The organism is Castellaniella sp., assembly GCF_049671645.1.
Classification (GTDB): Bacteria; Pseudomonadota; Gammaproteobacteria; order Burkholderiales; family Burkholderiaceae_B; genus Castellaniella.
On the sequence record NZ_JBATVG010000011.1, the window covers coordinates 1 to 25495 of the forward strand.

Annotated in this window: 26 protein-coding genes; 19 read left to right on the top strand and 7 right to left on the bottom strand. The window is 64.3% G+C overall.

The genetic code is table 11. The features are described from left to right. The 6 genes from accB to WBG56_RS03140 all read left to right on the top strand — a co-directional run. A partial coding sequence (gene accB, locus WBG56_RS03115) for an acetyl-CoA carboxylase biotin carboxyl carrier protein (RefSeq protein WP_424265157.1) occupies nucleotides 1-278 on the top strand: 278 nt, incomplete at its 5' end. A gap of 3 nt (nucleotides 279-281) precedes the next feature. Beyond that, a complete protein-coding gene (gene accC / locus WBG56_RS03120) occupies nucleotides 282-1628 on the top strand; it encodes an acetyl-CoA carboxylase biotin carboxylase subunit (RefSeq protein ID WP_424265159.1) in 1347 nt (448 codons plus the stop codon). A 9-nt stretch (nucleotides 1629-1637) separates the two neighbouring features. Further along, nucleotides 1638-2552, top strand: a complete 915-nt coding sequence (gene prmA / locus WBG56_RS03125) for a 50S ribosomal protein L11 methyltransferase (protein WP_424265161.1) — start codon at nucleotides 1638-1640, stop codon at nucleotides 2550-2552. A gap of 18 nt (nucleotides 2553-2570) precedes the next feature. Further along, nucleotides 2571-3563: a zinc-ribbon and DUF3426 domain-containing protein gene (locus WBG56_RS03130; protein WP_424265163.1), complete on the top strand. Its 993-nt coding sequence runs from the start codon at nucleotides 2571-2573 to the stop codon at nucleotides 3561-3563. A gap of 12 nt (nucleotides 3564-3575) precedes the next feature. Continuing rightward, nucleotides 3576-4526, top strand: coding sequence for a carbohydrate kinase family protein (locus WBG56_RS03135; protein WP_424265165.1), 951 nt, complete (start codon nucleotides 3576-3578; stop codon nucleotides 4524-4526). 33 nt (nucleotides 4527-4559) lie between these two features. Continuing rightward, a complete protein-coding gene (locus tag WBG56_RS03140; protein ID WP_424265167.1) occupies nucleotides 4560-5057 on the top strand; it encodes a glycine zipper 2TM domain-containing protein in 498 nt (165 codons plus the stop codon). A 6-nt stretch (nucleotides 5058-5063) separates the two neighbouring features. Here WBG56_RS03140 and WBG56_RS03145 read toward each other — a convergent pair whose 3' ends face one another. Together WBG56_RS03145 and WBG56_RS03150 are read right to left on the bottom strand one after the other, a co-directional pair. Then, complete coding sequence (locus tag WBG56_RS03145; RefSeq protein ID WP_424265169.1) at nucleotides 5064-5630, bottom strand: YggT family protein; 567 nt, start codon at nucleotides 5628-5630, stop codon at nucleotides 5064-5066. A gap of 96 nt (nucleotides 5631-5726) precedes the next feature. After that, nucleotides 5727-5945, bottom strand: a complete 219-nt coding sequence (locus WBG56_RS03150) for a hypothetical protein (RefSeq protein WP_424265171.1) — start codon at nucleotides 5943-5945, stop codon at nucleotides 5727-5729. Between WBG56_RS03150 and WBG56_RS03155 the strand changes: the two genes are divergently transcribed. Beyond that, a complete protein-coding gene (locus WBG56_RS03155) occupies nucleotides 5926-6636 on the top strand; it encodes a hypothetical protein (RefSeq protein ID WP_424265173.1) in 711 nt (236 codons plus the stop codon). The two genes, WBG56_RS03150 and WBG56_RS03155, sit on opposite strands and share 20 nt — an antisense overlap. Before the next feature lie 133 nt (nucleotides 6637-6769). Here the strand turns inward: WBG56_RS03155 and WBG56_RS03160 are convergent, their stop codons facing one another. Further along, nucleotides 6770-7204: a CopD family copper resistance protein gene (locus WBG56_RS03160; protein WP_424265175.1), complete on the bottom strand. Its 435-nt coding sequence runs from the start codon at nucleotides 7202-7204 to the stop codon at nucleotides 6770-6772. A 135-nt stretch (nucleotides 7205-7339) separates the two neighbouring features. Here WBG56_RS03160 and WBG56_RS03165 point away from each other — a divergent pair, with 135 nt between their 5' ends. Then, the gene (locus WBG56_RS03165) at nucleotides 7340-7828 is read left to right on the top strand and encodes a hypothetical protein (protein ID WP_424265177.1); all 489 of its coding nucleotides are present in this window, start codon (nucleotides 7340-7342) and stop codon (nucleotides 7826-7828) included. Nucleotides 7829-7837: 9 nt separating this feature from the next. Here the strand turns inward: WBG56_RS03165 and gltX are convergent, their stop codons facing one another. Beyond that, nucleotides 7838-9256: a glutamate--tRNA ligase gene (gene gltX / locus WBG56_RS03170; RefSeq protein WP_424265179.1), complete on the bottom strand. Its 1419-nt coding sequence runs from the start codon at nucleotides 9254-9256 to the stop codon at nucleotides 7838-7840. A 108-nt stretch (nucleotides 9257-9364) separates the two neighbouring features. On the opposite strand from gltX, the gene WBG56_RS03175 reads away from it, so the two are divergent. Then, nucleotides 9365-11815 (top strand): GNAT family N-acetyltransferase, encoded by a 2451-nt coding sequence (locus tag WBG56_RS03175; protein ID WP_424265181.1) that lies wholly within the window; start codon nucleotides 9365-9367, stop codon nucleotides 11813-11815. A gap of 175 nt (nucleotides 11816-11990) precedes the next feature. On the opposite strand, the gene WBG56_RS03180 is transcribed toward WBG56_RS03175, so the two are convergent. Then, nucleotides 11991-12677: an alpha/beta hydrolase gene (locus tag WBG56_RS03180; RefSeq protein ID WP_424265183.1), complete on the bottom strand. Its 687-nt coding sequence runs from the start codon at nucleotides 12675-12677 to the stop codon at nucleotides 11991-11993. Next, nucleotides 12652-13233, bottom strand: coding sequence for a ribosome biogenesis factor YjgA (gene yjgA / locus WBG56_RS03185; RefSeq protein ID WP_424265185.1), 582 nt, complete (start codon nucleotides 13231-13233; stop codon nucleotides 12652-12654). The genes WBG56_RS03180 and yjgA overlap by 26 nt, the downstream gene beginning before the upstream one ends. 52 nt (nucleotides 13234-13285) lie before the next feature. On the opposite strand from yjgA, the gene pmbA reads away from it, so the two are divergent. The 10 genes from pmbA to erpA all read left to right on the top strand — a co-directional run bounded on the left by pmbA (nucleotide 13286) and on the right by erpA (nucleotide 24279). After that, on the top strand, nucleotides 13286-14653 hold the full coding sequence (pmbA, locus tag WBG56_RS03190; protein WP_424265187.1) for a metalloprotease PmbA: 1368 nt from the start codon (nucleotides 13286-13288) through the stop codon (nucleotides 14651-14653). Between the two features lie 102 nt (nucleotides 14654-14755). Then, nucleotides 14756-15856, top strand: a complete 1101-nt coding sequence (locus WBG56_RS03195; RefSeq protein ID WP_424265189.1) for a TRAP transporter substrate-binding protein — start codon at nucleotides 14756-14758, stop codon at nucleotides 15854-15856. A 322-nt stretch (nucleotides 15857-16178) separates the two neighbouring features. Next, nucleotides 16179-18974, top strand: a complete 2796-nt coding sequence (gene mgtA, locus WBG56_RS03200) for a magnesium-translocating P-type ATPase (protein ID WP_424265191.1) — start codon at nucleotides 16179-16181, stop codon at nucleotides 18972-18974. Nucleotides 18975-19127: 153 nt separating this feature from the next. Further along, entirely contained in the window at nucleotides 19128-20183 is a 1056-nt protein-coding gene (locus WBG56_RS03205) for a sensor histidine kinase (protein WP_424265193.1), read from the top strand. A 5-nt stretch (nucleotides 20184-20188) separates the two neighbouring features. Continuing rightward, nucleotides 20189-20815, top strand: a complete 627-nt coding sequence (locus tag WBG56_RS03210) for a response regulator transcription factor (protein WP_424265355.1) — start codon at nucleotides 20189-20191, stop codon at nucleotides 20813-20815. A 220-nt stretch (nucleotides 20816-21035) separates the two neighbouring features. Further along, nucleotides 21036-21464 carry a 50S ribosomal protein L13 gene (gene rplM / locus WBG56_RS03215; RefSeq protein ID WP_298014404.1) on the top strand — a complete coding sequence of 143 codons (429 nt, stop codon included), beginning with the start codon at nucleotides 21036-21038 and terminating at the stop codon, nucleotides 21462-21464. A gap of 12 nt (nucleotides 21465-21476) precedes the next feature. Then, on the top strand, nucleotides 21477-21869 hold the full coding sequence (gene rpsI, locus WBG56_RS03220; protein ID WP_322999398.1) for a 30S ribosomal protein S9: 393 nt from the start codon (nucleotides 21477-21479) through the stop codon (nucleotides 21867-21869). 230 nt (nucleotides 21870-22099) lie between these two features. Further along, entirely contained in the window at nucleotides 22100-23158 is a 1059-nt protein-coding gene (gene argC / locus WBG56_RS03225; protein WP_424265196.1) for an N-acetyl-gamma-glutamyl-phosphate reductase, read from the top strand. Nucleotides 23159-23170: 12 nt separating this feature from the next. Further along, nucleotides 23171-23917 (top strand): DUF6776 family protein, encoded by a 747-nt coding sequence (locus WBG56_RS03230; RefSeq protein ID WP_424265198.1) that lies wholly within the window; start codon nucleotides 23171-23173, stop codon nucleotides 23915-23917. Continuing rightward, nucleotides 23914-24279 carry an iron-sulfur cluster insertion protein ErpA gene (gene erpA / locus WBG56_RS03235; protein WP_424265200.1) on the top strand — a complete coding sequence of 122 codons (366 nt, stop codon included), beginning with the start codon at nucleotides 23914-23916 and terminating at the stop codon, nucleotides 24277-24279. The genes WBG56_RS03230 and erpA overlap by 4 nt, the downstream gene beginning before the upstream one ends. On the opposite strand, the gene WBG56_RS03240 is transcribed toward erpA, so the two are convergent. Next, the gene (locus WBG56_RS03240; RefSeq protein ID WP_424265202.1) at nucleotides 24280-25443 is read right to left on the bottom strand and encodes an anhydro-N-acetylmuramic acid kinase; all 1164 of its coding nucleotides are present in this window, start codon (nucleotides 25441-25443) and stop codon (nucleotides 24280-24282) included. Between the last annotated feature and the right edge of the window lie 52 nt (nucleotides 25444-25495).

The window sequence follows — 25495 nt, forward strand, 5'->3', positions numbered from 1 at the left end:
CCGCGCCCGCCGCAGCCGCGCCGGCCCCGGCCGCCGCCCCTCAGGGGCACCAGGTGAAGGCCCCCATGGTCGGCACTTTCTATCGCTCGCCCAATCCGAATTCCCCGGCGTTCGTCGAGGTCGGCCAGACCGTCAAGGAAGGCGATCCGCTGTGCATCATCGAGGCCATGAAGCTGCTCAACGAGATCGAAGCCGACAAGTCCGGCGTGATCAAGGAAATCCTGGTTGAAAACGGCGAACCCGTCGAATACGGCCAACCTCTGTTCATCATTGCCTAAGCCATGTTTGAAAAGATACTGATTGCCAATCGCGGGGAAATCGCTCTGCGGATTCAACGGGCCTGCCGCGAGATGGGCATCAAGACCGTGGTGGTTCATTCCGAAGCCGACCGCGAGGCCAAATACGTTCGCCTGGCCGACGAATCCGTCTGCATCGGTCCCTCGTCGCCGCGCGACAGCTACCTGAACATGCCGGCCCTGATTTCGGCGGCTGAAGTCACGGACGCCGAGGCGATTCACCCCGGCTACGGTTTCCTGGCGGAAAACGCCGATTTCGCCGAGCGCGTCGAAAAAAGCGGTTTCGTCTTCATCGGCCCGCGACCCGACAGCATCCGCATCATGGGCGACAAGGTCAGCGCCAAACAGGCGATGATCGCCGCCGGGGTGCCGGTGGTGCCGGGTTCGGGCGGCGCGCTGTCCGATGATCCGGCGGAGATCCAACGGGTCGCCGAAGAGGTCGGCTACCCTGTGATCATCAAGGCCGCAGGCGGTGGCGGGGGACGCGGCATGCGCGTCGTCTACGACGCCGGGTCATTGATCAACGCCGTGGCCATGACGCGCACCGAAGCCGGGGTTGCCTTCAACAACCCCGAGGTCTACCTGGAAAAATACCTGGAGAACCCGCGCCATATCGAGATTCAGATATTGGCTGATGGCGAAGGCAAGGCTGTCTGGCTGGGCGAACGCGACTGCTCCATGCAGCGCCGCCACCAGAAAGTCATGGAAGAAGCGCCCGCGCCGGGCATCGATCGCGCCTTGATCGAACGCATCGGCGAGCGTTGCGCGGAGGCCTGCCGCCAGATGCGGTATCGCGGCGCCGGCACTTTCGAATTCCTGTATGAGAATGGGGAATTCTTCTTCATCGAGATGAATACCCGAATCCAGGTCGAGCATACCGTGACCGAGATGATCACGGGACTGGATCTCGTGCAGTGGCAGATCCGCATCGCGGCCGGTGAAAAATTCACGCTGCGCCAGCGCGACATCCATCTGCGCGGGCATGCCCTGGAATGCCGCATCAATGCGGAAGATCCATACAAATTCACGCCCAGCCCGGGCAAGGTCACCAACTGGCACGTGCCGGGCGGCCCCGGGGTGCGCATGGATTCGCACGTCTTTACCGGCTATACGGTGCCGCCGTATTACGATTCGATGGTGGCCAAGCTCATCACCTATGGCGATGACCGCCATCAGGCGCTGGTGCGCATGGACATCGCCCTGTCGGAAATGATCGTCGAAGGGGTCCGCACCAACATCCCCCTGCACCGCGAACTGCTGCAGGACGAAAATTTCATCAAGGGCGGCACCAGCATTCATTACCTTGAACATAAACTGGCCCAGCGGTCATAGGGTCAAGGCATGCGTGAATTGGTGCTCGGTTGCAGGCATGATCAGGCGGAGGCCTGGTCGGATGCGCTGTTGGAGGCGGGCGCCCTGTCGGTGTCCGTCGAAGATGCCGATGGCGATACCGACCGGGAGCAGGCGCTCTTTGGCGAACCCGGCACGGAGCCCGAGACCCTGGCCTGGCAGCGCAACCGCCTCGTGGCCTTGTTGGCGGATGGCGATGACCCCGCCCAATTGCTGATGGCGCTGGATGGCTTGGCCGGGCCGGCCCCGTCAGCCGGCGATTGGCTGCTGCGCGACGTGCCGGACGCCGATTGGGTGCGCCTGACCCAGTCCCAGTTCGGGCCGATCGCTGTGGGCGACCGTATCTGGATCGTGCCCAGTTGGCATCGCGAAGGTGCCGGTTTGCCTGCGGGCGGTTCTCAGGATGGCATCATCCGCATCGAACTCGATCCGGGCCTGGCCTTTGGCACAGGCAGCCATCCCACCACTCATCTGTGTCTTGAATGGCTGGCCGCCCACCTGCAGGGCGGCGAGACCGTGCTGGATTACGGCTGCGGTTCGGGCATTCTGGCCATTGCCGCCCGGTTGCTGGGGGCGGGGGTCACGCGCGGGGTGGATATCGACGAGCAGGCCGTCTTGTCGACGACGCAGAACGCAGCCGTCAATCAGGTGCAGGTGCAGGCCTGTCTGCCTGACGCGCTACCTGCCGGCCCCAGCCAGATCGTGGTCGCCAACATTCTGTCCAATCCCCTGAAGGTCCTGGCGCCCATGCTGTCGTCCCGGGTGGCATCCGGGGGCTGGCTGGTCCTGTCCGGCGTGCTGGAACGCCAGGCTGACGAGGTTGCCGAGGCCTATGCGCCCTGGATGGCCCTGCGAGTGTGGGCGGCGCGTGACGGCTGGGTCTGTCTGGCCGGGCACAAAGACTGATCAACGGGAGGCCGGGGCATGGACCTGACCACACGTTGCCCGCAATGCGGCACGGTGTTTCAAGCCAGTCTGTCAGATCTGCAACTGCGCAAAGGCTATATCCGCTGCGTTCAGTGTTCGCATATCTTCGATGGTTATGCCGAGGTGGTTTCCGACGCCTCGGGCAGCGGCGCGCCTTCATCTGCGGGCCCCGACGATTTTGCGTCCCGCGAACCCGCCGCGCACATCCTGGCCCCCGGCCCGGACGCGCCGGATGACGCCGATGACGGGCTTGCTCCCCAGGTGTTTCGTTCCGGGCGCGGCCGACTCGCGCCGGATATCGGCTCCGGCGACAGGGAGGATGATTTTTGGGTGGATGCACCGGCCGGGGAGGCCGGCTCGGCTGAATCCTTCGTCGTCGAGGCCAGGCCCGGGCATCGCAGCCAGGGCGGCACGGCCGCGCCGCTGTTGCGGTCCGGCGATGCGCAGCCCTGGTGGGCCGGGATCGTCCGTTTGCTGGCGCGCCTATTGCTGGTCGTGCTGGTGGTGCTGATGGGGGCGCAATTGGCTTACGTGTATCGCGCCCAGTTGGCGCAGGCAGTGCCTGCCGTGCGACCTTGGCTGGAACGGGCCTGTGTGCCTTTGCGCTGTCAGGTGCCTTACGCCCGTGACTTGGCGCAGTTGGCCATCACGGGATCGGCGCTGAAGGTGCAGGATGCGGCGCCGACGTCGGCCGGGCCGTCTGCTCCGGCAGCGGGAGCCGAGGCGCCCGCGCCTGTGCAGCGATTCATTTTGCAGGCGACGTTGCGCAATCAGTCCGACCATGCGCAGGAATGGCCGGCGATCGTGTTGGATCTGAAAGACGCGGCCGGCACGCTGCTGGTGCGACGCAATTTGTCCCCCCTGGAATACCTGGGCGCCGAGCTTGCCGGCCGCCCCTTCGCCGCCCGCAGCGAAGTGCTGATTCAGGTGCCGCTGGCCCTGGATGGCCTGCGGATCAACGGCTACCAGCTTGACCTGTTCTATCCCTGAGGATATTCATTCATGAACCCCAACCAGGACGTGCTGATTTGCGGCTCCATCGCCTTCGATACGATTGCCGTATTCGAGGGTCGTTTTCGTGACCACATTCAGCCCGATAACCTCAAGTCCCTGAGCGTGTCTTTCCTCGTGCCGGCGTTGCGCAAGGAATACGGCGGCTGCGCGGGGAACATCGCCTACAACCTGAAGCTCCTGGGCGGGCATCCGGTGCCGGTCGGGACCATCGGCCAGGATGCCGATGACTACCTGCGGCGCTTGCGCGATCTGCAGATCGATACCAGTCTGGTGCGGGTGCTGCCGGATGCCTATACGGCGCAGTGCTACATCACCACGGACCAGGAAAGCAGCCAGATCGCATCCTTCCATCCCGGCGCCATGCTGCGTTCGGCCGAAAACGATCTATCGGGCCGCGCCGCCCGCTGGGCCATCGTCTCGCCCGACTCCAAGGAAGGCATGTTCGCCCATGCCGAGCGCCTGCATGCGGCCGGCATCCCTTTCATTTTCGACCTGGGTCAGGCCATGCCTCTGTTTGGCGGCGATGATCTGCATCGCATGCTGACCATGGCCAGCATCCTGACAGCCAACGACTACGAGGCCAGCGTCATCGAAGACCGCACGGGGCAGTCCATCAAGGACATTGCCGCCGGTCTGCAGGCGGCCGTCGTCACCCTGGGCGCCCAGGGGGCCATCCTGTATGCCGGCGGCGAACAGACGGATATCGCTCCGGTGCCGGCCGAACGGGTCGTGGACCCGACCGGCTGCGGCGATGCCCATCGCGCCGGCTTGCTGTATGGCCTGGTCAATGACTGGTCGTTGCGGGATGCCTGCTGTTTGGCGAACGTGATGGGCGGCTTTAAAATTGCCAGTCAGGGTCCGCAGAATCACTGCCCGTCTCGTGATCAAATTGCGGCGGCGCTGCATCGCCATTATGGGGTTGATGCGGGCCTCGCCTGATCCTTTGTTGTCTGCTATTACGGGAGTCCCATCATGGCGATCCGCAGCTTTTCTCTTTCATCCCGCGCCTTGCGCCTGACGGCGGCGGTCGGTATTTCCCTGTCCGCCCTGGCGTTGGCCGGTTGCGCCAATCAGTCGGCTTCCAGCTCCGTCTACACCTATGGCCAGGCTCAACAGGAACAGATCGTGCGTTACGGCACGGTCGTGTCCGTGCGTCCGGTCGTCATCCAGTCGGATAAGTCCTCGGGTGTCGGCGCATTGGCCGGCGGCGCGCTGGGCGGTGTGGCCGGCAGCACCATCGGCGGCGGCCGGGGCCAGATCCTGACGTCCATCGGCGGCGCCCTGCTGGGCGGCCTAGCGGGCAATGCCGTCGAAAATCAGGTCAACAAGACCCAGGGCCTGGAAATCACCGTGCGTCTGGATAACGGCGAAACCCGTGTCATTGCGCAGGCCAACGACGTCGCGCTCAGTTCTGGTCAGCGGGTGCAGGTCATCAGCGGCGGCGGCCCGACCCGCGTCGTGCCCATGTAATCGGCGTCATACGCCGAAGGTGGAAAACGCCAGGTGGTTCAGAATCATCATCACGATCTGGGCCACCACCAGCAAGACCAGCGGTGACAGGTCCAACCCCCCCATGCGGGGCAGGATGCGGCGGATTGGGTCCAGCAGCGGCGCCGTCAGGGTGTAGAGCACCGGCATGACCGGCGACAGCGGGTTGATCCAGGACAGCACGGCCTGGATCAGCGTCACCCAGACGATCACATTGAACAGCCATTTCAGGCCCACCAGCAGCCCGGTCAGCAGGACCGCGCCGATGGCGGACGCCGGAGGCAGCAGGCCGCCCATGGCGATCAGCCAGGTCAGCAGCAGGTAGATCATGGCCGTGACCCAGCAGGCCAGAATGCTGGGCCAGTCGAAACGTCCGCTGACGGGCACGATACGCCGGATCGGCTGCACCAGCCAGTCGGTGACGCGCAGGACAGCCTGGGAATAGGGATTGAACGGATGCAGGCGGATCGCAAAGATCCAGGCCCGTAGAATCAGGGCAATGCCAAAGAGCGAAAAGACGATATCAATCAGAAAAAGCAGGATGTCGCGGACCATGCGGTGCTCACAGATGGCATGAAGTAGGCCATTGTCGCATTAGCGCAAAAGATGCGGCAAGTTGCCTTGCCGCATCTTTTGGTCTTGCTGCCTGGTTTACGGGCGGTTGTTCAGGGGGAACGGCCAGTTGCCCCCCGGATTGGCATCGGCGCGGGCAGCAGGCGCCGGGGTGGCGGACTTGCTGGCGGCCTTTTTCACCGTGGCGGTTTTGCTGGCTGCGGGCTTTTTCGCGGCTGCCGCCTTGGCGGCCGGGGCCTTGGCAGCGGCTTTGGCCGGCGCCTTTTTGGCGGGGGCCTTGGCTGCCGGTTTTTTCACGGCTGCCGCCTTTTTAGCGGCGGGGGCGGCTTTGGCTGCAGCGGATTTCTTCGCTGCGGGGGCCTTGGTCGCAGCCGTTTTTCCGGCTGCCGGCTTTTTGGCCGCAGCGGATTTTGCCGCAGCCGGTTTTGCGGCGGACTTAGCGGCGGCCGGCTTTGCGGTGGCTTTTGCAGCCGCCGGTTTTGCAGCCTTCTTTGCCACCGAAGATTTCGCCGGTGCTTTGCTTGCCGTCGCTTTTGCAGCCGGTTTGGCAGCGGTCTTCTTGACGGCGGCGACCTTCTTCACGGCAGCGGTTGCCTTGGCTGCGGCGGGTTTCTTCGTTGCAGCGGGTTTCTTCGTTGCGGCGGGTTTCTTGGCTGTCGACGCGGCGGCCTTGGTGGCAGCGGGTTTTTTCGCTGCGGGCTTCACTGCTGCGGATTTTGCGGCCTTGGCAGCGGGTGCTGCCTTTTTGGGAGCGGCCTTCGTGCTGGCGGCTGCTTTGGCGGCTACCGGTTTAGCGGCGGCTTTCGGGGCTGCCTTTTTGGGGGCTGCGGGTTTTTTTGCGGGGGCGGATTTTGCGGGTGTGGCTGCGGCTTTCTTGGCGGTTGCCATTGTCGGGCTCCTTAAGGCAAAAGGAAACGTCCACCCATTTGATATGACCCCCACGTCAGGTGCGGCCCATCTCAAATGGCGCAGGCGTGCAATATCATGAATATCACACGCATTCAAGTCTAACGTAAGGATTGTGGGGTTCCAAGCGTTATCGGCGCAACGGCGGCCTTTATCGGGCTACCGGATTGCGCTTTGTCTCGAAAAAGACGCGTTTCTTTCTTGATTGGCAGGGCTCAGAGATAAAACATGGCCTTGGCCAGAAAGACGATCAGGACGACATGGCAGAACACGCTCAGGTGAATGATCTGAAAATGGCGCGATTTCAGCCGGCCCGTGCCGCTCATGGCCATGGCGAAAATAAAATGCCCCAATACGCTGAAGGCCAGGATGATCTTGATCCACAGCAGGGTGGCAAAATGGCTGGCGAAGGGCTGCGCCAGCGCGTCCCTGAATTGCCAGGCCATGCCCAGACCCGCGCCGAACAGAGCGATCATGACGAACGGCATGATGCGCCGGGCGCGGCGCCCGATGGCCAGTTCCACGTTGCGCATGGCCTCCCGCCCCAGAGGCTTGCGGATGCCTTCCAGGATCAGGACTTCGAAGAACACCGTCCCCACGAACATGATGGCGGCAAACAGATGCAAAGTGACAAGTACGGAATGGCTCATGTCAGTAGAATGGTTGTTTTCCCGCAGACCGCGCAGGGACACGAAAATTGTAGGCCGGGCGGTGGGCTCTGTCGGGATCGCCCCTGTCTGTGCCGGGGGTATTGGATGACAATTGTCATGAACAGGAATCAAGCAATGCGATTCATTCGTCTTTCGATGGCGGCCGCCGGCGCAGCCGTCCTGGGGGTGCTGGCGGGTTGCGCTCCCACCAAACCGGCCACGGCGCCGTCGACCCCTGTCGCCGCGCCGACTTGCACGCCTGCGGCCGCCGGCGATGCGGTGGTGGGCAACTGGTTGTCGGTGGCTGCTCAGAAAGGGGTGGCAGGCGCCTTGCGCACCCTGTATACCTTGAACCCGGACGGCACCATGGCTTATGTGGAGCAGATCAAGCGGCCGCGGGCGCCGTCACAGGGGCTGGAAGAGTCCGGCTGCTGGTCGCGCGATGGCGGCACGCTGGTGCTGCGCACCCTGGAATCCAACGGCGTGCCCGTGAATCTGGATGATCCCATCTACTCGAACCGCTATCGTATCGTCCAGTCCAACGCGACGGAATTGCGCTTGCAGGGCCCGCAGGGCAGCGTGCGCGCCCGGCGCATGTCGCCAGGCTATCGGCTGCCCTTCTGACGAGCGGGTTCAGCCGGCCAGGCTTGCGTCCAGGCGCGCCAGTACCGTGGCGCGCCCCAACAGGGTCAGCACGGCGCCGATGGACGGAGTGTGCTTCTGGCCCGTCACGGCCACCCGCAGCGGGATGGCCAGTTTCGGCATCTTCACGCCTTCGGCTTTCAGGATGGCCTTGATCAGCGCGTCCAGCTCGGACTCGGTCCAGTCGGCCAGGTTCCGGGCCTGTGTCTGGAACGTCCGCAGCAGGCCCAGGGCGGCTTCATCCAGCACCTCCGCCCGCAGGGCCGCGTCGGCCGGCACGTAGGGGCCGCAAAATAGCAGGGCGCCTTCGGCCAGGTCTTCCAGGGTTTCACTGCGCTCGCGCAGCAAGGCCATGATGGCGGGCAGGTCGGCGGCTTGCGGCGTGCCGCCGCGTTGAGCGATGCGCGGGGCCACGCGTTCGGCCAGCTCGGCGGGGTCCAGCTGGCGCAGGGCGTGGGCGTTGACCCAGTTCAGTTTCTTGGGATCCCATTGCGCCGCCGAGCGGCTGAGGTGGCGCGGATCGAACCATTCCACGAACTGTTCGCGGGTGAAGAGTTCGTCATTGCCGTGGCTCCAACCCAGGCGGGCCAGGTAATTGACCATGGCATCCGGCAGGTATCCCAGCCGGTCGTATTCCATGACGCTGACTGCGCCGTGGCGTTTCGAGAGCTTTTCGCCGTCCGGGCCCAGAATCATCGGCACGTGGCCGTAACGGGGAGGTTCCGCGCCCAGCGCCTGCAGGATCGTGATCTGGCGCGGCGTGTTGTTGACGTGGTCATCTCCCCGGATCACGTGACTGATCTGCATGTCCCAGTCGTCCACCACCACGCAGAAATTGTAGGTCGGGGTGCCATCGGGGCGGGCGATCACCAGGTCGTCCAGTTCGCTGTTGTCGAAGCTGATGGGGCCTTTGACCAGATCGTCCCAGGCGGTGACGCCCTCTTGGGGGCTGCGAAAGCGCACCACCGGCTGGACGCCGGCCGGAATGGGCGGCAGTGTCTTTCCCGGCTCCGGGCGCCAGGTGCCGTCGTAGCGCGGCTTGGCGCCGATGGCGCGGGCGCGTTCGCGCATGGCTTCGACTTCGGCCGGGGTGCTGTAGCAATGGTAGGCAGAGCCCTGGGCCAGCATGTCGGCGATGACCTGGCGATAGCGGTCCATGCGCTGCATCTGATAGAAGGGGCCTTCATCGGGCTGCAGATCCAGCCATTGCATGCCGTCCAGAATGGCCTGAACGGCCTCCGGCGTGGATCGTTCGAGATCCGTGTCCTCGATGCGCAGCACGAAGGTGCCTCCATAGTGGCGCGCATAGGCCCAGGAAAAGAGGGCGGTCCGGGCGCCGCCCAGATGCAGGTAGCCGGTGGGGGATGGGGCAAAGCGTGTACGCACGGGGCGCGGGGCGGAAGCGGTCATGGCAGTGGGTGGCGGACAGGGTGCGTGTCACGCAGGCCCTGTAGAATCAAGATGGAAATCGTGTATTTTAAAGGACGCCCCATCTTTGGGGGCTTCAGGGTTGCGTTCATGTTGCGTCATCGTCTGGCGGCTTTATTCGAGCCGCGTTCCTTGCTGGTTCTCAGCTCCCGCGATCTGCCCGTCGTGCAGTCGCCGCCGCCCCTGCTGCGCGGCCGCATCGCCGCCGTGAGGGTCGATGCAGCCGGGCAGTGGCGCTTGCCGGAGCGACTGGATTTTTTGCAGGCGGGCCAGCGGCTGGACATGGCGCTGCTCTGCCTGGACCCTGCCCGCCTGCCGGCTGCCCTGGGCGAACTGCGGGCGCACCATCCCCGCGCCCTGGTGCTGCTGCCTCACGAGACCCCTTCGGCCAACCCGGTCGAGACACGGACCTATTGCCAGGCCTGGGGGCAGATGAATGACTGCCTGGTTCTAGGGCCGGGCGCGCTGGGCATCCAGCGCCCGCACCTGGGGTTGAACCTGGGCCTGGATCCGCATGGCGCCCCGGTGGGCCGGGTGGCGTTGGTGGCGCAGTCACGCATGGTGGCGGCTGCCGTGCTGGATTGGGCCGATGATATCCAACTGGGGTTTTCCACTGTGGTTTCCACGGGCGACGCCTCGGGCGTGACCACGGCCGAGGTCCTGGAATACCTGTCCATGGATGCGCGTTCGGACAGCATCGTGCTCTACCTGGAAGAGGCCGATTCGTCGCGCCGTTTCACCAGCGCCCTGATGGCGGCCGCCAGTGTCAAGCCGGTCATCGTTCTGAAAGCCGGCCGCCAGGGGCCGGGTCGTGATCCGGCCGCCGACGCCGTGTTCGATGCCTTGTTGCGGCGCACCGGCGCCGTGCGCATCCGTTTCTTCGTGCAGTTGTTCTCGGCGCTGAAAGTGCTGGTTCACACCAAACGTCAGCGTGGGCGGCGCATTGCCCTGTTCGCCAACGGTCATGGCGCGGCCCATCTGGCGCTGGACGCGGTCGGCTCGGGCGGGCCTGTCTCGCGGGCGGATCTGGGTACGCAAACCCGCCGTGACCTGGCCGCGCTGCTGGAGCCTGGCGCGGCGGTGGACAATCCCGTCGTCAGTCATGCCCCCCTGGACTCGGATCGCATGCGGCAGGCCCTGTCCCTGCTGGCCTCCGATAGCAATGTCGACGGGGTGCTGGTCCTGATCGCCCCCGACGCCCTGTCGGATATGGATGCGGCGGCCGAAGCCCTGGCGCAGTTTTCCGAAGCCGCCGCCAAACCGATCATTTCCTGTTTCCTGGGGGATGCCTCGATGCGCGTGCAGCGCCACCGGCTGGATGCCGTGGGGTTGCCGGCTTTTCGCACACCGGAATCCGCCGCCAACGCCTTTGGCATCCTGGCCTCGTATCATTACAACCAGACCCTGGCCCAACAGGCGCTTCCGCCTGAAATGCTGAATCGGCCGCCGCGCCTGGACGAGGCCCGCGCGCTGCTGAATGACGCCATCATGTCCGGGCGGACGGAACTGGATCGCGCCAGCTGTCGCTGGCTGCTGGATTGCTTCCATGTCCCCATCCGGGTGGAAGACCAGCCCGCCCCCGAACCGGCCCGCCGGAACGTGCCCATGGCGATCCAGGTGCGCCAGGACGCCCATTTCGGCCCTTACCTGCAGTTCGGCCCGGGCGGGCGGCCCGCCCGGCTGGCGTCGCCGCATCGGGAAATCGAACTGCCGCCGCTGAACAATTACCTGGCCCGCCAACTGATCCAGCGTGGCAAGTTCTGGTCCCGGGTGCTGGAAAAGGATCTCAGCCCGGCCGTGTTTGAACAGCTGCGCGAATCCCTGGAGCGGATTTCCGAGATCGTCAGCGCCTTGCCGGGCGTGCGCTCCCTGCACATCGATCCGCTGTGGTGGGACGATACCAGCTTGTTTGCCGAGGACGTCCGGATCGGCCTGGACCCGAACTACGATGGCGAGCGCCCCGAAAATCAGGCGTACCGCCACATGGCCATCCATCCCTACCCGCGTCGCATGGTCCGGCCCATGGTGATGAAGGATGGCCAGGAATGGCTGCTGCGCCCCATCCGTCCGGAAGACGCCTCATTGCTGCAGGAATTCGTGCGCGAGCTCTCCGATGAGTCGCGCTACATGCGTTTCGTGTCCATGCTGCGCGAATTGACTCCTCGCATGCTGGCCCGCTATACGCGGATCGACTACGACCGCGAAGTGGCCCTGGTGGCCACGGTTCAGGTCCCCAACCCTGAAAATCGCGGCTTGCTGCGCGAACGGATCGTCGGGTTCGCCCACTACCTGCGCAATGCCGATGGGCAAGGCGCCGAGTACGCGCTGGTCATCGCCGACGACTGGCAACGGCGCGGCCTGGGCGGGGAATTGATGCGCAGCCTGTTCCAGGTGGCCCGCCAGCAGGGCCTGCGCTACATCGAAGGCCTCGTGCTGGCCAGCAATCGGGCCATGATCGGCCTGATGACGTCCCTGGGCTTGCGGAACGATCCCGACGAAGAAGACCCGGGGATGAGAAGGGTATGGATGAGGCTGGACTGAGAACCGTCCCTGCGGACGGTTCTCAGCCAGCCGAATCGGAGCGCCTTGCAAGGCGCGACGTGGATGCCTCGACCCAAGAGTCCTTGAGGATGAGATCGGACATGCCTATCGAATCCGAGTGGCCTGCAGGCCGCGACGTGGAGGGATGCCCCAGTCCAAGATGTCCCGAGAACTACTATTTCGTGTCTGATTCATCCGCGAAAACCTCCACCAGGAACTCCCGGATGTCGTCCAGTTCCTGGGGATGCAGCCCGTGGGGCATCGGGTACGTGTGCCATTGCACCGGTTGCCCCAGCCCGATCATCGCGTCGCGGCTGGCCTCCGAATACGTCAGGGGCACCACCATGTCCTGCGTGCCGTGCGCCATGAACACCGGCGTGGCCGCATTGGCCGGATGGCGCTCGGCCGCCGTGGTATTGCGCAACGGCAGATAGCCCGACAGGCCGATCAGCCCGGCCAGGCGGTGTTCCAGCCGCAAACCCGTGTACAGCGCCATGGCGCAGCCCTGGGAAAAGCCGGCCAATACGATCCGTTCCCGTGGAATGCCGCGTTCGGCTTCGCGCGTGATCAGGGCCGTGACGGCGTGCCGAGCGGCCCGGATGCCGTCCACGTCTTCGCGGGCGTCGCGGTCTAGGCCGTACAGGTCGTACCAGGCCCGCATCGGCGTTCCCCCGTTCAGCGTGACCGGGCGGACCGGCGCGTGCGGAAAGACGAAGCGGATATCCGGCAGTCGGGGATGCGCCAGTTCGGGGACGATGGGCTCGAAGTCGTGACCGTCCGCCCCTAGCCCGTGCAGCCAGATCACGCTGTGCGTGGGCTTGGGGCCGGTGGCGCGTTCAATCGTTTCCAGCATCGTGTCCATTGGGGATGTCCTCGAAATCAATCTGCTTCAGCGTCTGGAACAGGGCCCGGTAATGTTTGCGGGCGGGTTCCTGATCCGGCGTGCGCGACAGGTTGTCCTGGGCTTCTTTTCGGGCGGCGCGGATCTGGGCCCGCAAGGCCTGGATATCCAGTTGCGGAAAGGATGCCAGCAGCCGCGTCAGGGCTTCGTCGTCGTCGATCAGGCGGTCGCGCAGCGCTTCCAGGCGGTGCATGGACCTCGTCAGTTCGCGCGACCCGCTGGCCCATTCCGCCAGTTGGCGGCGCAGGGCCTGGGCGTCGGCGCGGCGCAGCAGCTTGCCCACGTAATGGGTTTGCCGGCGGCGGCCTTCGTTGCTGTGGATGCGTTGGGCCAGGGCAATGGCTTCACGCAGGGATTCGTCCAGCGGCAGTTGCGCCAGTCGGGTGGCGGGCAGGGCGATCAGTTCGCGGCCCAGATCGAGCAAGGCGTGCAGATCGCGCTTGACCTGGGATTTGCTGGGCCGCTGGTCTTGGGCGGTATCCTCGTCCGGCAGGCGTTCGTCCATGGATTCGGGCATAAAATGGTTTGCAATTGGCTATGATAACCGCCTTGACTCCGGCAGATTGCGCATGAAAGAACACACAGACGATTTCCTGGACATCCCTGTCCAGCAGGCCCAGTTCCGCGAACTGATCACCGATGCCCTGCGTTGCGCCCGCGATGCGGGCGCCTCGGACGCCGCGGCCGAGGTCTCCGAAAGCCGGGGGCTTTCCGTCGCCGTGCGGCACCGTACGCTGGAAACCATCGAACAGACCCGGGACCGGTCCCTGGCCATCACGGTCTTTGCCGGCCAGCGCCGGGGGTCGGCATCGACATCCGATTTTTCGGCGGACGCCGTGCGCAAGACCGTCGAAGCTGCCTGGCACATCGCCCGTCATACGGCGGAAGATCCCGCCGCCGGCCTGCCGGACGCGGATCAGCTGGCGCAGCACTATCCGGACCTGGACCTGCATCACCCCTGGGGGATCGATGTGGCCGACGCCGCCCGCCTGGCCATCCGGGCCGAGCGCGCGGCGATGGCGGTTAGCGCTCAGATCACCAATACCGAAGGCGCTTCTCTGGACACCATGGAAGGCCATTTCGTCCTGGGCAATTCGCGGGGCTTTCTGGGGGGCTATCCTTATTCCCGGCATAGCCTGTCGGTGGCGCCCATCGCCGGGCAGGGCGACGGCATGCAGCGCGACTTCTGGTATACGTCCGCGCGCCGCGCCCAGGATCTGGCCGACCCCGTCCGCGTGGGCCGCTACGCCGCTGAACGCGCCTTGTCGCGGCTCAACGCCCGCAGCGTGAAAACCGGCCACTATCCGGTGCTCTTCGAGGCCCCCTTGGCCGTGGGCCTGTTGGGCGCTCTGGTGCAGGCCACCAGCGGCGGGGCCCTGTACCGCAAGGCCAGCTTTCTGCTCGACAGCCTGGGAAAGCCGGTGTTGGCCGATCATCTGGACGTGATTGAAAATCCCTATATTCCGGGTGCGCAGGGCAGTTCCCCGTTCGATGCCGAGGGCGTGCGCACGCAGGCCCGCCGCGTGGTCGACCAGGGGGTCTTGAGCGGCTATTTCCTGTCCACCTATACCGCCCGGAAACTGGGCCTGGCCACGACCGGAAATGCCGGCGGTTCGCATAACCTCAGCCTGCGTTCGCGCCTGACCCGTCCGTCGGACGACCTGGACGCCATGCTGCGCAAGATGGACACAGGCCTGCTGGTGACGGAGCTCATCGGCCAGGGCGTCAACTACGTGACGGGCGACTATTCCCGCGGGGCCTTCGGCTACTGGGTGCAGGGCGGCGTGATTCGCCATCCCGTGCATGAAATCACGATTGCGGGCAATCTGTCGGACATGTTCCGCCAGATGATCGCCGTCGGGGCGGATGTCCATGCCCGGGGCGCGAAATCCACCGGTTCCATCCTGATCGAGCGCATGGCGGTAGCCGGCCAGTGACTGCGTCTCCCGCCGTGATGCGGGGGCTGCGCGCAATTGGTTGCACAGTGTAATATCAGGGGCGCTTCTTCCAATTCGAACACACCAAGGAGATCACTCATCATGCAGCGTCGTGCATTTCTGAAAAAGGCCGGGCTGGGGGCTGTCGCCGGCACGGCAGCCGTGGCCGCGCCTTCTATCGCGCAGACCAGCCCCCAGATCAACTGGAAAATGACGTCCACCTACGCGCCCGCCACCCCGGCGCTGTATTCCACGGCGCAGCTGTTTTGCAGCATGGTCAAGGATCTGACCGACGGCAATTTCAATATCCGCCTGTATCCGGTCGGCGAGCTGGTGCCCGGCTTCGGCGTGATGGACGCCGTCGGCAACCGCACGGTGGAATGCGGCCAGACCGCGTCCTACTACTACTACGGCAAGGACCCTTCCTTCTGCTTCGACACGGCGGTGCCCTTCGGCCTGAACGTGCGCCAGATGAATGCCTGGATGCAAGAGGGCGGTGGCCTGAAGCTGATGCGCGAACTGTTCGCGCCGCGCGGCATCATCAACTTCCCCTTCGGCAATACGGGCACCCAGATGGGCGGCTGGTACCGCAAGGAAATCAAGACCCCCGAAGATCTGAAGGGCCTGACGATGCGCACGGCCGGTTTTGCGGGCGAAGTCCTGTCGCGCATGGGCGTGGTCCCGCAGCAGATCGCCACGGGCGACATTTATCCCGCCCTGGAAAAGGGCGCCCTGGATGCCGTCGAATTCGTCGGGCCGGTGGATGACGAAAAGCTGGGCTTCCAGAAGGTCGCCAAATACTATTACTACCCGGGCTGGTGGGAAGGTTCCGCCCAGGTGTCGCTGTACGTCAACGACAAGGCCTATGCCGAACTGCCCAAGCCTTACCAGGCGGTGGTCGATGTGGCTTCGCGCGCGGCGGCCAACCATCTGGTCGAATACTATGACAACAACAATCCGGACGCCTTGCGTCGCCTGATCGCAGGGGGGGCCGTCCTGAAGAGCTTCCCGCGCGAAGTCATGGACGCGTCCTTCAAGGCTTCCGCCGAGGTCTACAAGGAATTCTGCGACAAGAACCCCGGCTTCAAGAAGATCTTCGACAGCTACATGTCGTTCCGCGATAACGTGGTGCCCTGGTTCCGTGTGGCCGAAGGCTCTTTCGACAACTATCTGGGCGCCGCTCTGGCCCGTCAGAAGAAGTAAACCCGGTTCTCGGGCCCTTGGGGCCCGCTGCAAGACCCGCACCCCGGGGGTTGGACATCGATCCGACCCCCGGGGTGTTTTTCTTGTGGGAAATCGGCGGAAATATACGAAGGTATATCCGCCCTGTACATAGGTGGACGGCCTCGATCCCAATGTCTTCTGGTCAGGCTTCATCGTGGATGTGAAAATGCGATCCGCATGATTCATGCGTCATGGTCGACGTATGTGATTGCCCGGATTCTTTCCATGAGAACCCGCTCGCAGCCCCAGTACGTGTGCCGGTGGCCGAATCAAAAGTATGACCCGAGTCGGAGGCCGCTCCATGAGCTTCATCGATCGTGTGCTGAAGAATCTCTTCAGCGGATTTCTCAACCGCCGCCATGCGAACCGCCATTTCAGGCGGCAGGCGCTTCTTGAAACCCTGAGCAGGACCGGGCCGGACGATGAGCAGGCCGCGTCCGGCCGCGTGTCTCGCGACATGCAGCGCATCGCGTCCGATGACGTGACGGCTGCGCTTGCCCGCATGTCGTCCCATGAAATGGGCCTGACCAACGCCGAGGCCGACGAGCGCCGCAGCCGCTTCGGGCCGAACGAGGTGGAGCATGAGAAGCCTCTGCCCTGGCAATTGCATCTGTGGTACTGCTACAAGAATCCGTTCAATCTGCTGCTGTCCCTGCTGGCTGGCGTTTCCTTCCTGACGGGCGATATGGAAGCCACGGTCGTGATCGGCATGATGGTGATGTTGAGCACCGTGATCCGCTTCGTGCAGGAAGGCCGCTCCAGCCGTGCGGCCGAGCACCTGAAGGCCATGGTGAGCAATACCGCCACGGTGATTCGACGTCCGGCGCCCGATGAGTCGGCGGCCGGGCCGGATGAGTCCGGGTTTCGCAGCCGCGTCCAGGGGGGCCGGGCGCGCGCACTGGCCGAGTTGCCGATTCGCGATCTCGTGCCCGGCGACCATGTCGTGCTTTCCGCAGGCGACATGATCCCCGCGGATTGCCGTCTGTTGGCGGCCAAGGACTTGTTCGTTTCCCAGGCGGCGATGACGGGGGAGTCTTTGCCGGTCGAGAAATTCGTCGGAATCGCCCAGCCGTTCGAGACAGTCTTCGAGGCGCCCAATCTCGTCTTCATGGGGACCAATGTGATCTCCGGCTCGGCGACGGCACTGGTCATCGCCACCGGCAATCGCAGTTATTTCGGGGCCTTGTCCTCGCGCGTCACGGCGGCGGATCGCACGCCGACCGCCTTCCAGGCCGGCGTGAACAGCGTGAGCTGGCTGCTCATCCGCTTCGCGCTGGCCATGGTGCCGGTCGTACTGCTGATCAACGGTTTCACCAAGGGCGACTGGGTGGAGGCATCCCTGTTCGCCTTGTCGGTGGCCGTCGGGCTGACGCCCGAAATGCTGCCGATGATCGTGACGTCCACCCTGGCCAAAGGGGCGGTCGTCATGTCCCGCAAGAAAGTCATCGTCAAACGCCTGGATGCGATCCAGAATTTCGGCGCCATGGATGTGCTGTGCACTGACAAGACCGGCACGCTCACGCAGGACAGGATCGCCTTGGAGCGGCATACCGATGCGTTCGGCACGCCGTCCGATGATGTGCTGCGTCATGCCTACCTCAACAGTTACTACCAGACGGGTTTGAAGAACCTGCTGGATCATGCCGTGCTCGAGCACGTGGAATTGAACCGGGAACTGCGGGTCGCGCAGGACTATCGGAAGGTCGATGAAATTCCGTTCGACTTCGAGCGCCGGCGCATGTCGGTCGTGGTCTCCGAGCGCGAAACCCACCATGAGCTGATCTGCAAGGGGGCGGTCGAAGAGGTGCTCTCGGTCTGCGATTCGATCCGTATCGAGGCCGGGCAGGGCGGGGGCCGCCAGGCGCCTCTGGACGAGGCCTTGCTGGCGCAGGTCCACGAGGTCACGCGTGATCTGAACCAGCAGGGCTTGCGGGTCGTCGCCGTGGCGATGAAGGAATTGCCGGCGTCGCAGACGGCGTATTCGGTGGCGGACGAAACCGGCTTGACTCTGGTCGGCTACATCGCGTTCCTGGATCCCCCCAAGGAGTCCACGGCGCCGGCGCTGCGCGCGCTGGCGGAGCACGGCGTGCGGGTCAAGGTGCTGACGGGCGACAGCGAACTCATTGCCGCGCACGTATGCGGGCGGGTCGGGTTGGCGCACGACGGCCTGCTGCTGGGGCCGCAGGTCGAGCGGATGAACGATGCCGTTTTGTCCGAGGCGGTCGAGTTCCACCAGGTGTTTGCCCGTTTGACGCCGCGGGACAAGGAGCGCATCGTGCGCGCCCTGCGAGGCAACGGGCACGTGGTCGGTTTCATGGGTGACGGCATCAACGATGCGCCTGCCTTGCGGGCGGCCGATATCGGGATCTCCGTGGATTCGGGGGTCGACATCGCCAAGGAAGCCGCCGATATCATTCTGCTGGAAAAGAGCCTGATGGTTCTGGAAAAGGGCGTGATCGAAGGTCGCAAGACCTTCAGCAATATGCTCAAGTACATCCGCATGACCGCGAGTTCCAACTTCGGCAATGTGTTCTCGGTATTGGTGGGCAGCGCGTTCCTGCCGTTCCTCCCCATGCTGCCGCTGCAGCTGCTGGTGCAAAACCTGCTGTACGACATCTCGCAGATCGCCATTCCCTTCGATAACGTCGACAAGGAACTGGTGGAAAAGCCGCTGCGCTGGAACCCGGGCGACATCGGCCGCTTCATGTTGTTCTTCGGGCCGATCAGTTCGGTGTTCGACATCATGACCTATGCGCTGATGTGGTTCGTGTTTTCGGCCAACACCGTGGCGGATCAGTCGTTGTTCCAGTCGGGCTGGTTCGTCGTGGGCCTGCTGACCCAGACCTTGATCGTGCATATGATACGCACGCCCAAGCTGCCGTTCATCCAGAGCCGGGCGGCCTGGCCGCTGATGGCCATGACGGTGCTCATCATGTCCATCGGAGTCGTATTGCCGATGAGTCCGCTGGCGGACTCCTTCAATCTGCAGGCATTGCCTCTGGGCTACTTCCCTTGGCTGGTCGTCATCTTGATGGGGTATGCCGCCCTGACGACGGCCATGAAGACGATCTACATCCGCAAGTTCGGCTGGCAATGATCGCGCAGTCAGGCCCGTGCTGCGGGAATTCCGCAAGGGGCAGTGGCGCATCCATGATCGAAAATGTCTGTTAGCCTATTCGTTTGAAGGGGCCGGACCTCCGGCCTCTTTCCAGACGCTGATTTGAATAACTTTTTCGCATGGGCGGCTCGCATGCCTAATCATCCCCGGGCGCAATCCGTCTTGACGCTGGTCCTCATCGCCGTGGCGATGGCGGCCATTTTCGTGGCGGACACGACCACGAGCCTGGAAGTTGCCGCCGCGGTGTTCTATACCGCCGTCATCTTGACGGCATCGCGCGCGCTCGGCCGCCGCGCCTTGATCGTGCTCTGCGCGCTGTGCATCGGCATGACCGTGGTCAGTTTCGGGCTGACGCCGCATGGCGCCCACGAGGCCGGCCTGATCAACATGAGCATCAGCATTGCCGCCATCATCATCACCGCCTACCTGGTATTGAAGATGGCGTCCGCCAGGGAGGCCGCGCACGAGGCGCAAGCGCAATTGATGCGCATCGCGCGTGTCCAGAGCCTCGAGGGGCTGACCACGTCCATCGCGCATGAGGTCAATCAGCCGCTTGCCGCGATTGTGACGAGCGGGAATGCCTGCCAGCGCTGGCTGGCCCAGCAGCCGCCCAACGTCGACAAAGCGCGCCAGGCGCTTGAACGGATATTGGCTGATGCGGGTCGCGCAAGCAGTATCATCGCCCGTGTGCGCAGCCTCACCAGAGGAGAGCCGCCTCAGAGGGGCGCTTTCGGATTCAATGCGGCGCTCCTGGAAATCATCGCCCTGTCCCAGGCCGAAATAGACCGCAACGGCATCCGCCTGACGACCCGCTTCCCGGCGGATCTGCCCTGCGCATGGGCGGATCGCATCCAGATCCAGCAGGTCGTGGCCAATCTGGTGCTCAATGCCATCGAGGCCATGGCGGCGGCGCCGGCCCATGCCCGCACCCTGCAGATCGCGTCGAGGCTCGAAGATGGCGCTCTTGTGGGTTCCGTCGCGGACTCCGGCGCGGGGATCGCGAGCGGTATGCATGAACACGTGTTCGACGCGTTCTGGACGACCAAGGAACAGGGGGTCGGTGTCGGACTCAGCATCAGCCGCGCCATCATCGAGGCCAATGGCGGCCGGATCTGGGCGCAGCCGAATCATCCGGGCGGAGCGATGTTCCAGTTCAGCGTGCCCGTCGCACCCGGAGAGTCGACATGATGAATATGGATACGCAATCCGGCGCCACCGCATCGCCCATCGTCTATGTCATCGATGACGACAGTTCCATGCGCGCCGCGCTGGAAGATCTGCTGGCGTCCGTGGGCCTGGCTGTACGGGCGTTCGCCTCGACGCGCGACTTTCTGGCGCAACCCGTCCAGGATGCGCCGGGTTGCCTGGTGCTGGATGTTCGCATGCCCGAGCAAAGCGGTATGGATTTCCATCGGCAGATGCGGGATATCGGTCTGTGCCTGCCGGTCATTTTCATGACGGGGCACGGCGATATCGCCATGAGCGTCCAGGCCATGAAGGCCGGAGCGATCGAATTCCTCAGCAAGCCGTTCCGCGATCAGGATCTGCTGGACGCCATACAGCACGGTATCGAACAGGATCGGGACCGCCGCCGGCGCGATGCGGCCACGGTCGAGTTGCAGGATCGCTGGCGCTCGCTGAGCGAGGGCGAACGCGAGGTCGCGCGCCTGGTCGTGCAAGGGCTGATGAACAAGCAGATCGCCTATCAGCTCGATCTCAGTGAAATCACCGTCAAGGTCCGTCGGGGAAGCGCCATGCGGAAAATGCAGGCGCAATCCCTGGCCGACCTGGTGCGGTTCGCCGAGCGGCTGGGCATGTAGCAAAGAGCGCCTGCATGGCCCTGGAAAGAGACGTTTGCATGGGGGCATTTGTTTCCATTTGCCCCACTGTGTACAATGGTAGGATTTCCGTTTCGGATCATATCTGTACGGGCCGTTCGGTTCGCCGTCGATTTTTCGGGGTGGCTGCTACATAAGGCCTTGATGGATATGGTTAAAAGTCCGGCGGAAATATTTCATTCATTTCATCAGGAACACCATCATGAAGACCTTTGTGGCCAAGCCGCATGAAGTCAAGCGTGACTGGTTTGTGATCGACGCCAAGGGCAAGGTCCTCGGCCGTGTGGCCAGCGAAGTCGCACGCCGTCTGCGTGGCAAGCACAAACCCGAATTCACGCCGCACGTTGATACGGGCGATTACATCGTCGTCGTCAACGCCGCCGATATCGTCGTGACCGGCGCGAAAGCGCAGGACAAACGCTACTACCGTCACTCCACCTATCCGGGCGGGATCACGGAAACCAACTTCCAGAAAATGCAGCAGCGTTTTCCGGGCCGCGCCCTGCAGAAAGCCGTCAAAGGCATGCTGCCCAAGGGGCCGTTGGGTTACGCCATGGCGAAAAAGCTCAAGGTCTATGCCGGTGCCGAGCACCCGCATACCGCGCAGCAGCCGCAAACCCTGGATATTTGAGGATAGGCCATCATGATCGGTAATTGGAATTACGGCACTGGCCGCCGCAAAACTTCGGTGGCTCGGGTGTTTCTGAAAAAAGGCACGGGCAAGATCATCGTCAACGGCCGCCCCGTCGACGAGTACTTCGCACGTGAAACCGGCCGCATGGTCGTGCGTCAGCCGCTGGAACTGACCAACCACCTGGAATCGTTCGACTTCCACGTCAACGTCCACGGCGGCGGTGAATCCGGCCAGGCCGGCGCGGTGCGTCACGGTATCACGCGCGCCCTGATCGAATACGACGAAACGCTGAAGTCGCCGCTCAAGCAGGCCGGCTTCGTCACGCGCGATGCTCGTGAAGTCGAACGTAAGAAAGTCGGCTTCCACAAGGCCCGTCGTCGCAAACAGTTCAGCAAGCGCTGATCCTGTTCCGGGTGGTTCGCCACCCGGCGCGAAGCGAAAAACCCCGGCCTGTGCCGGGGTTTTTCGCTTCTGCATCCGGCGCGGGCGCGGCCTTTGTCCAGGGTGGGCCGGGCGAAGACCGCGCTTCCTGTGACTTTTTGCAGCCTGGGTCGGACGCGGCCCGTGCCATAATCTTGGAATGTTCCGGTTCCGCCGCGGCGGGCCATGCTTATCAGACAGGATTCATCATCATGATCACCGCATCACGCATCAAGGCCGGCATCGTCGGCGGCACCGGCTACACAGGTGTCGAACTGCTGCGTCTGTTGTCGCAGCACCCGAATGTGCAGTTGCACGCCATCACCTCGCGCAAGGAATCCGGCATGCCGGTGGCCGACATGTTTCCCAATCTGCGAGGCCATGTCGATCTGCGTTTTCAGACTCCTGAAGACGCCGCGCTGGATCAGTGCGACGTCGTGTTTTTCGCCACGCCGCATGGCGTTGCCATGGAACAGGCGCCCGGCTTGCTGGAACACGACGTGCGGGTGATCGATCTGGCGGCCGATTTTCGCCTGCAGGACATCGATGCCTTCCAGCGCTGGTACAAAATGCCGCACAGCTGCCCGACGGTGCTCCGCGATGCCGTCTACGGCTTGCCCGAACTGGACCGCGACCGCATCCGCCAGGCGCGGGTGGTCGGCAACCCCGGCTGCTATCCGACCACGGTATTGCTGGGGCTCGCACCCCTGCTGCAGGCGGGGCAGCCTCTGGTGGATACCGCGCACATCATCGCCGACTCGAAATCCGGCGTGTCCGGCGCCGGGCGCAAGACCCAGGTCGGGTCCTTGTTCTCCGAAGCGTCCGACAATTTCGCCGCTTATGGGGTGGCCGGCCACCGGCATCATCCCGAAATCGCCGAATGCCTGACCCGCATCGCGGGACATCCCGTGGGCCTGACTTTCGTCCCGCATCTGGTGCCGATGATCCGGGGCATGTTTTCCACCTTGTATCTGCGCATCCTGCCGGATGCCCTGGACACGGATTTCCAGGCCCTGTACGAAAAACGCTATGCGGATGAGCCCTTCGTCGATGTCATGCCGGCCGGCAGCCTGCCGCAGACGCGTTCGGTGCGGGCGTCCAACATGCTGCGCATCGCGGTCCACCGTCCGGCGGACGGGGATACGCTGGTCGTGCTGGTCGTGCAGGACAATCTGGTCAAGGGCGCGGCCGGACAGGCCGTGCAGAACATGAACCTGATGTTCGATTTTCCTGAAACCACCGGCCTGCAGCAGGTGGCGGTGCTGCCCTGACGGGGGCCTTCCATGGCGCGCGACGACATACAAACAGGCAGCTTCCGGCGCTGGATGGTCCGCACGCTGACGCTGGGACTGTTCCTGGCGCTGGCCTTCCTGGCTGGGGCTGCCGCCATGCATCTGGGCATGCATGCGGGTGACCAGCAACGCATCCAGGACTTGCAGGGGCGGGTTGCCGCCCAGCAGGCGGAACTGACCCAGGCGCAGACCGATCTGGCGGCGGCCCACAGTCAGGCGGATGTTCAGGTCGGCACCCAGCGGGTGCTGCAGGAAAAACTCACCGACCTGCAGCAGCAACTGGGGCATGTGCGCGACCAATTGGCCTTTTATGAACAGCTCATTCCGCCGGGGCCTGCCGGCGCCTTGACTGTTCGGGCGTTCGATATTCAGGCGGATGCCGATTTCCTGCGCTACCGGGTGCTGCTGACCCGCAATGCGGTTCCCGGCGCCGATCCCTTCAAAGGCCGCATGCGTTTTGTGGCTCAGGGCCATGTGCAGGGTAAAGCCGTTAAAATGGACTTGAATCCACCGTCGGCCTCGGATCAGGCCGGCGAGACCGATGCAACACCGGGCGCGGTTGATCCGCTGGCGCTGGTGTTTGATCAATTTCAGCGCAGCACGGGTATCCTTCAGATTCCCGCCGGCATGGACATCCAGTCGGTGCGCCTGGAAATCCTGGAAGGCGACACGATCCGCGCCACCCAGGATGCTGCTTTGAACCGCGCAGCGACCCCTGCGCAGGAGCCTCAACCATGACCACTATCGAACACGCAGACCTCGACATTCCACCCAGCCCCTTGGTGTTTACCGATGCGGCCGCCGCCAAGGTCCGGGAACTGCTGACCGAGGAAGGCAACGCCGCGCTCAAGCTGCGGGTCTTCGTCCAGGGGGGCGGGTGTTCCGGCTTTCAGTATGGCTTCACGTTCGATGAAGACGTGGCCGAAGACGACACCACCATCGAGCGCGACGGCGTGCAGTTGCTGGTCGACGCCATGAGCTTCCAGTATCTGGTCGGCTCGGAAATCGACTACAAAGACGACCTGGAAGGTGCGCAATTCGTCATCCGCAACCCCAACGCCAACACTACTTGCGGTTGCGGATCGTCGTTCGCGCCGTGATCAGGCCGGGTACAGGCAGCCCGCGATCGTGGCGTGGCGGGCGCCTGTAACGGCAGGCAGACAGGCCGGCAGACCCAGAACGTGGGCCTGCGCCAGCCAGGCAAAGGCCAGTGCCTCCACCGATTGCACCGGAACGCCATGGTCGGCGGTCGTGCCCAGCGGGCAGGGCAGCGCTTGGGATAGCGCCTGCATGAACACCGGATTCAGCGCCCCGCCGCCACAGGCCAGGATCGCGCGGACGCCGGAGGCGTGCCGACGCACAGCCTGGGCAATGGTTTCCACTGAAAATCGCAGCAGCGTCGCCTGCACGTCCACCGGGGTCGGACGCTCGGACAGGGTGTCCAGTCGCGCCTGCAGCCAGGCCAGGTTGAACAGGTCGCGGCCCGTGGATTTTGGCGGCGGCAAGGCCAGCCAGGGTTCCGCGAGCAGGGCGGCCAGCAGACCGGTATGACAGCGGCCCTGCGCCGCCCAGGCGCCGTTGCGGTCGTAAGCCTGTCCCTGGTGTCGCTGGATCCAGGCATCCATCAGCATATTGGCCGGGCCCGTGTCGAAGCCCTGGATGGGATCGTCCAGCAAGGTGACGTTGGCGATGCCGCCCAGGTTGAGCACCACGCGGCCTGCGCCGCTGCCGAATAAGGCTGCGTGAAAGGCGGGCACCAGCGGGGCGCCTTGGCCGCCGGCCGCCACGTCGCGGCTGCGGAAATCCGCCACCACGGCGATCCCGGTGTATTCGGCCAGCCGTGCCGGGGCATTGATCTGCAGGGTATAGCCGGATTCCGGCGCATGCCGTACGGTCTGGCCGTGGGCTCCGATAGCGCGGATGTCGGCGGCCTGCAGGCCGGATTGCTTCAGCAGCGCCGCCACCGCGTTGGCATAGCAGTCAGCCAGCGTATTGGCCGCCAGGGCGGCGCGGGCCAGTTCGTCGGGGCCCGTCGAGTTCAGCGCCAGCAGCTCCTGGCGCAAGGCGGCGGGCAGGGGCAAGCTGGCGCTGGCCAGCACGGTGATGGCCTGCGCGGAGGCTGTAACGTCCAGCGGGCCGGCGGGATCTTGCCGCAGTCGCAGTCCGGAATCGATCGGACGGTTGTCAGGCAATTGCGCCAGCACGCCGTCGACGCCGTCCGTGCTGGTGCCCGACATCAGGCCGATGAAATAGCTGCTGGGCATGGCACCGGGGGGTTGCAAACAGGGAAAGGTCGGCAGTCCCCGCGAAGGCAGG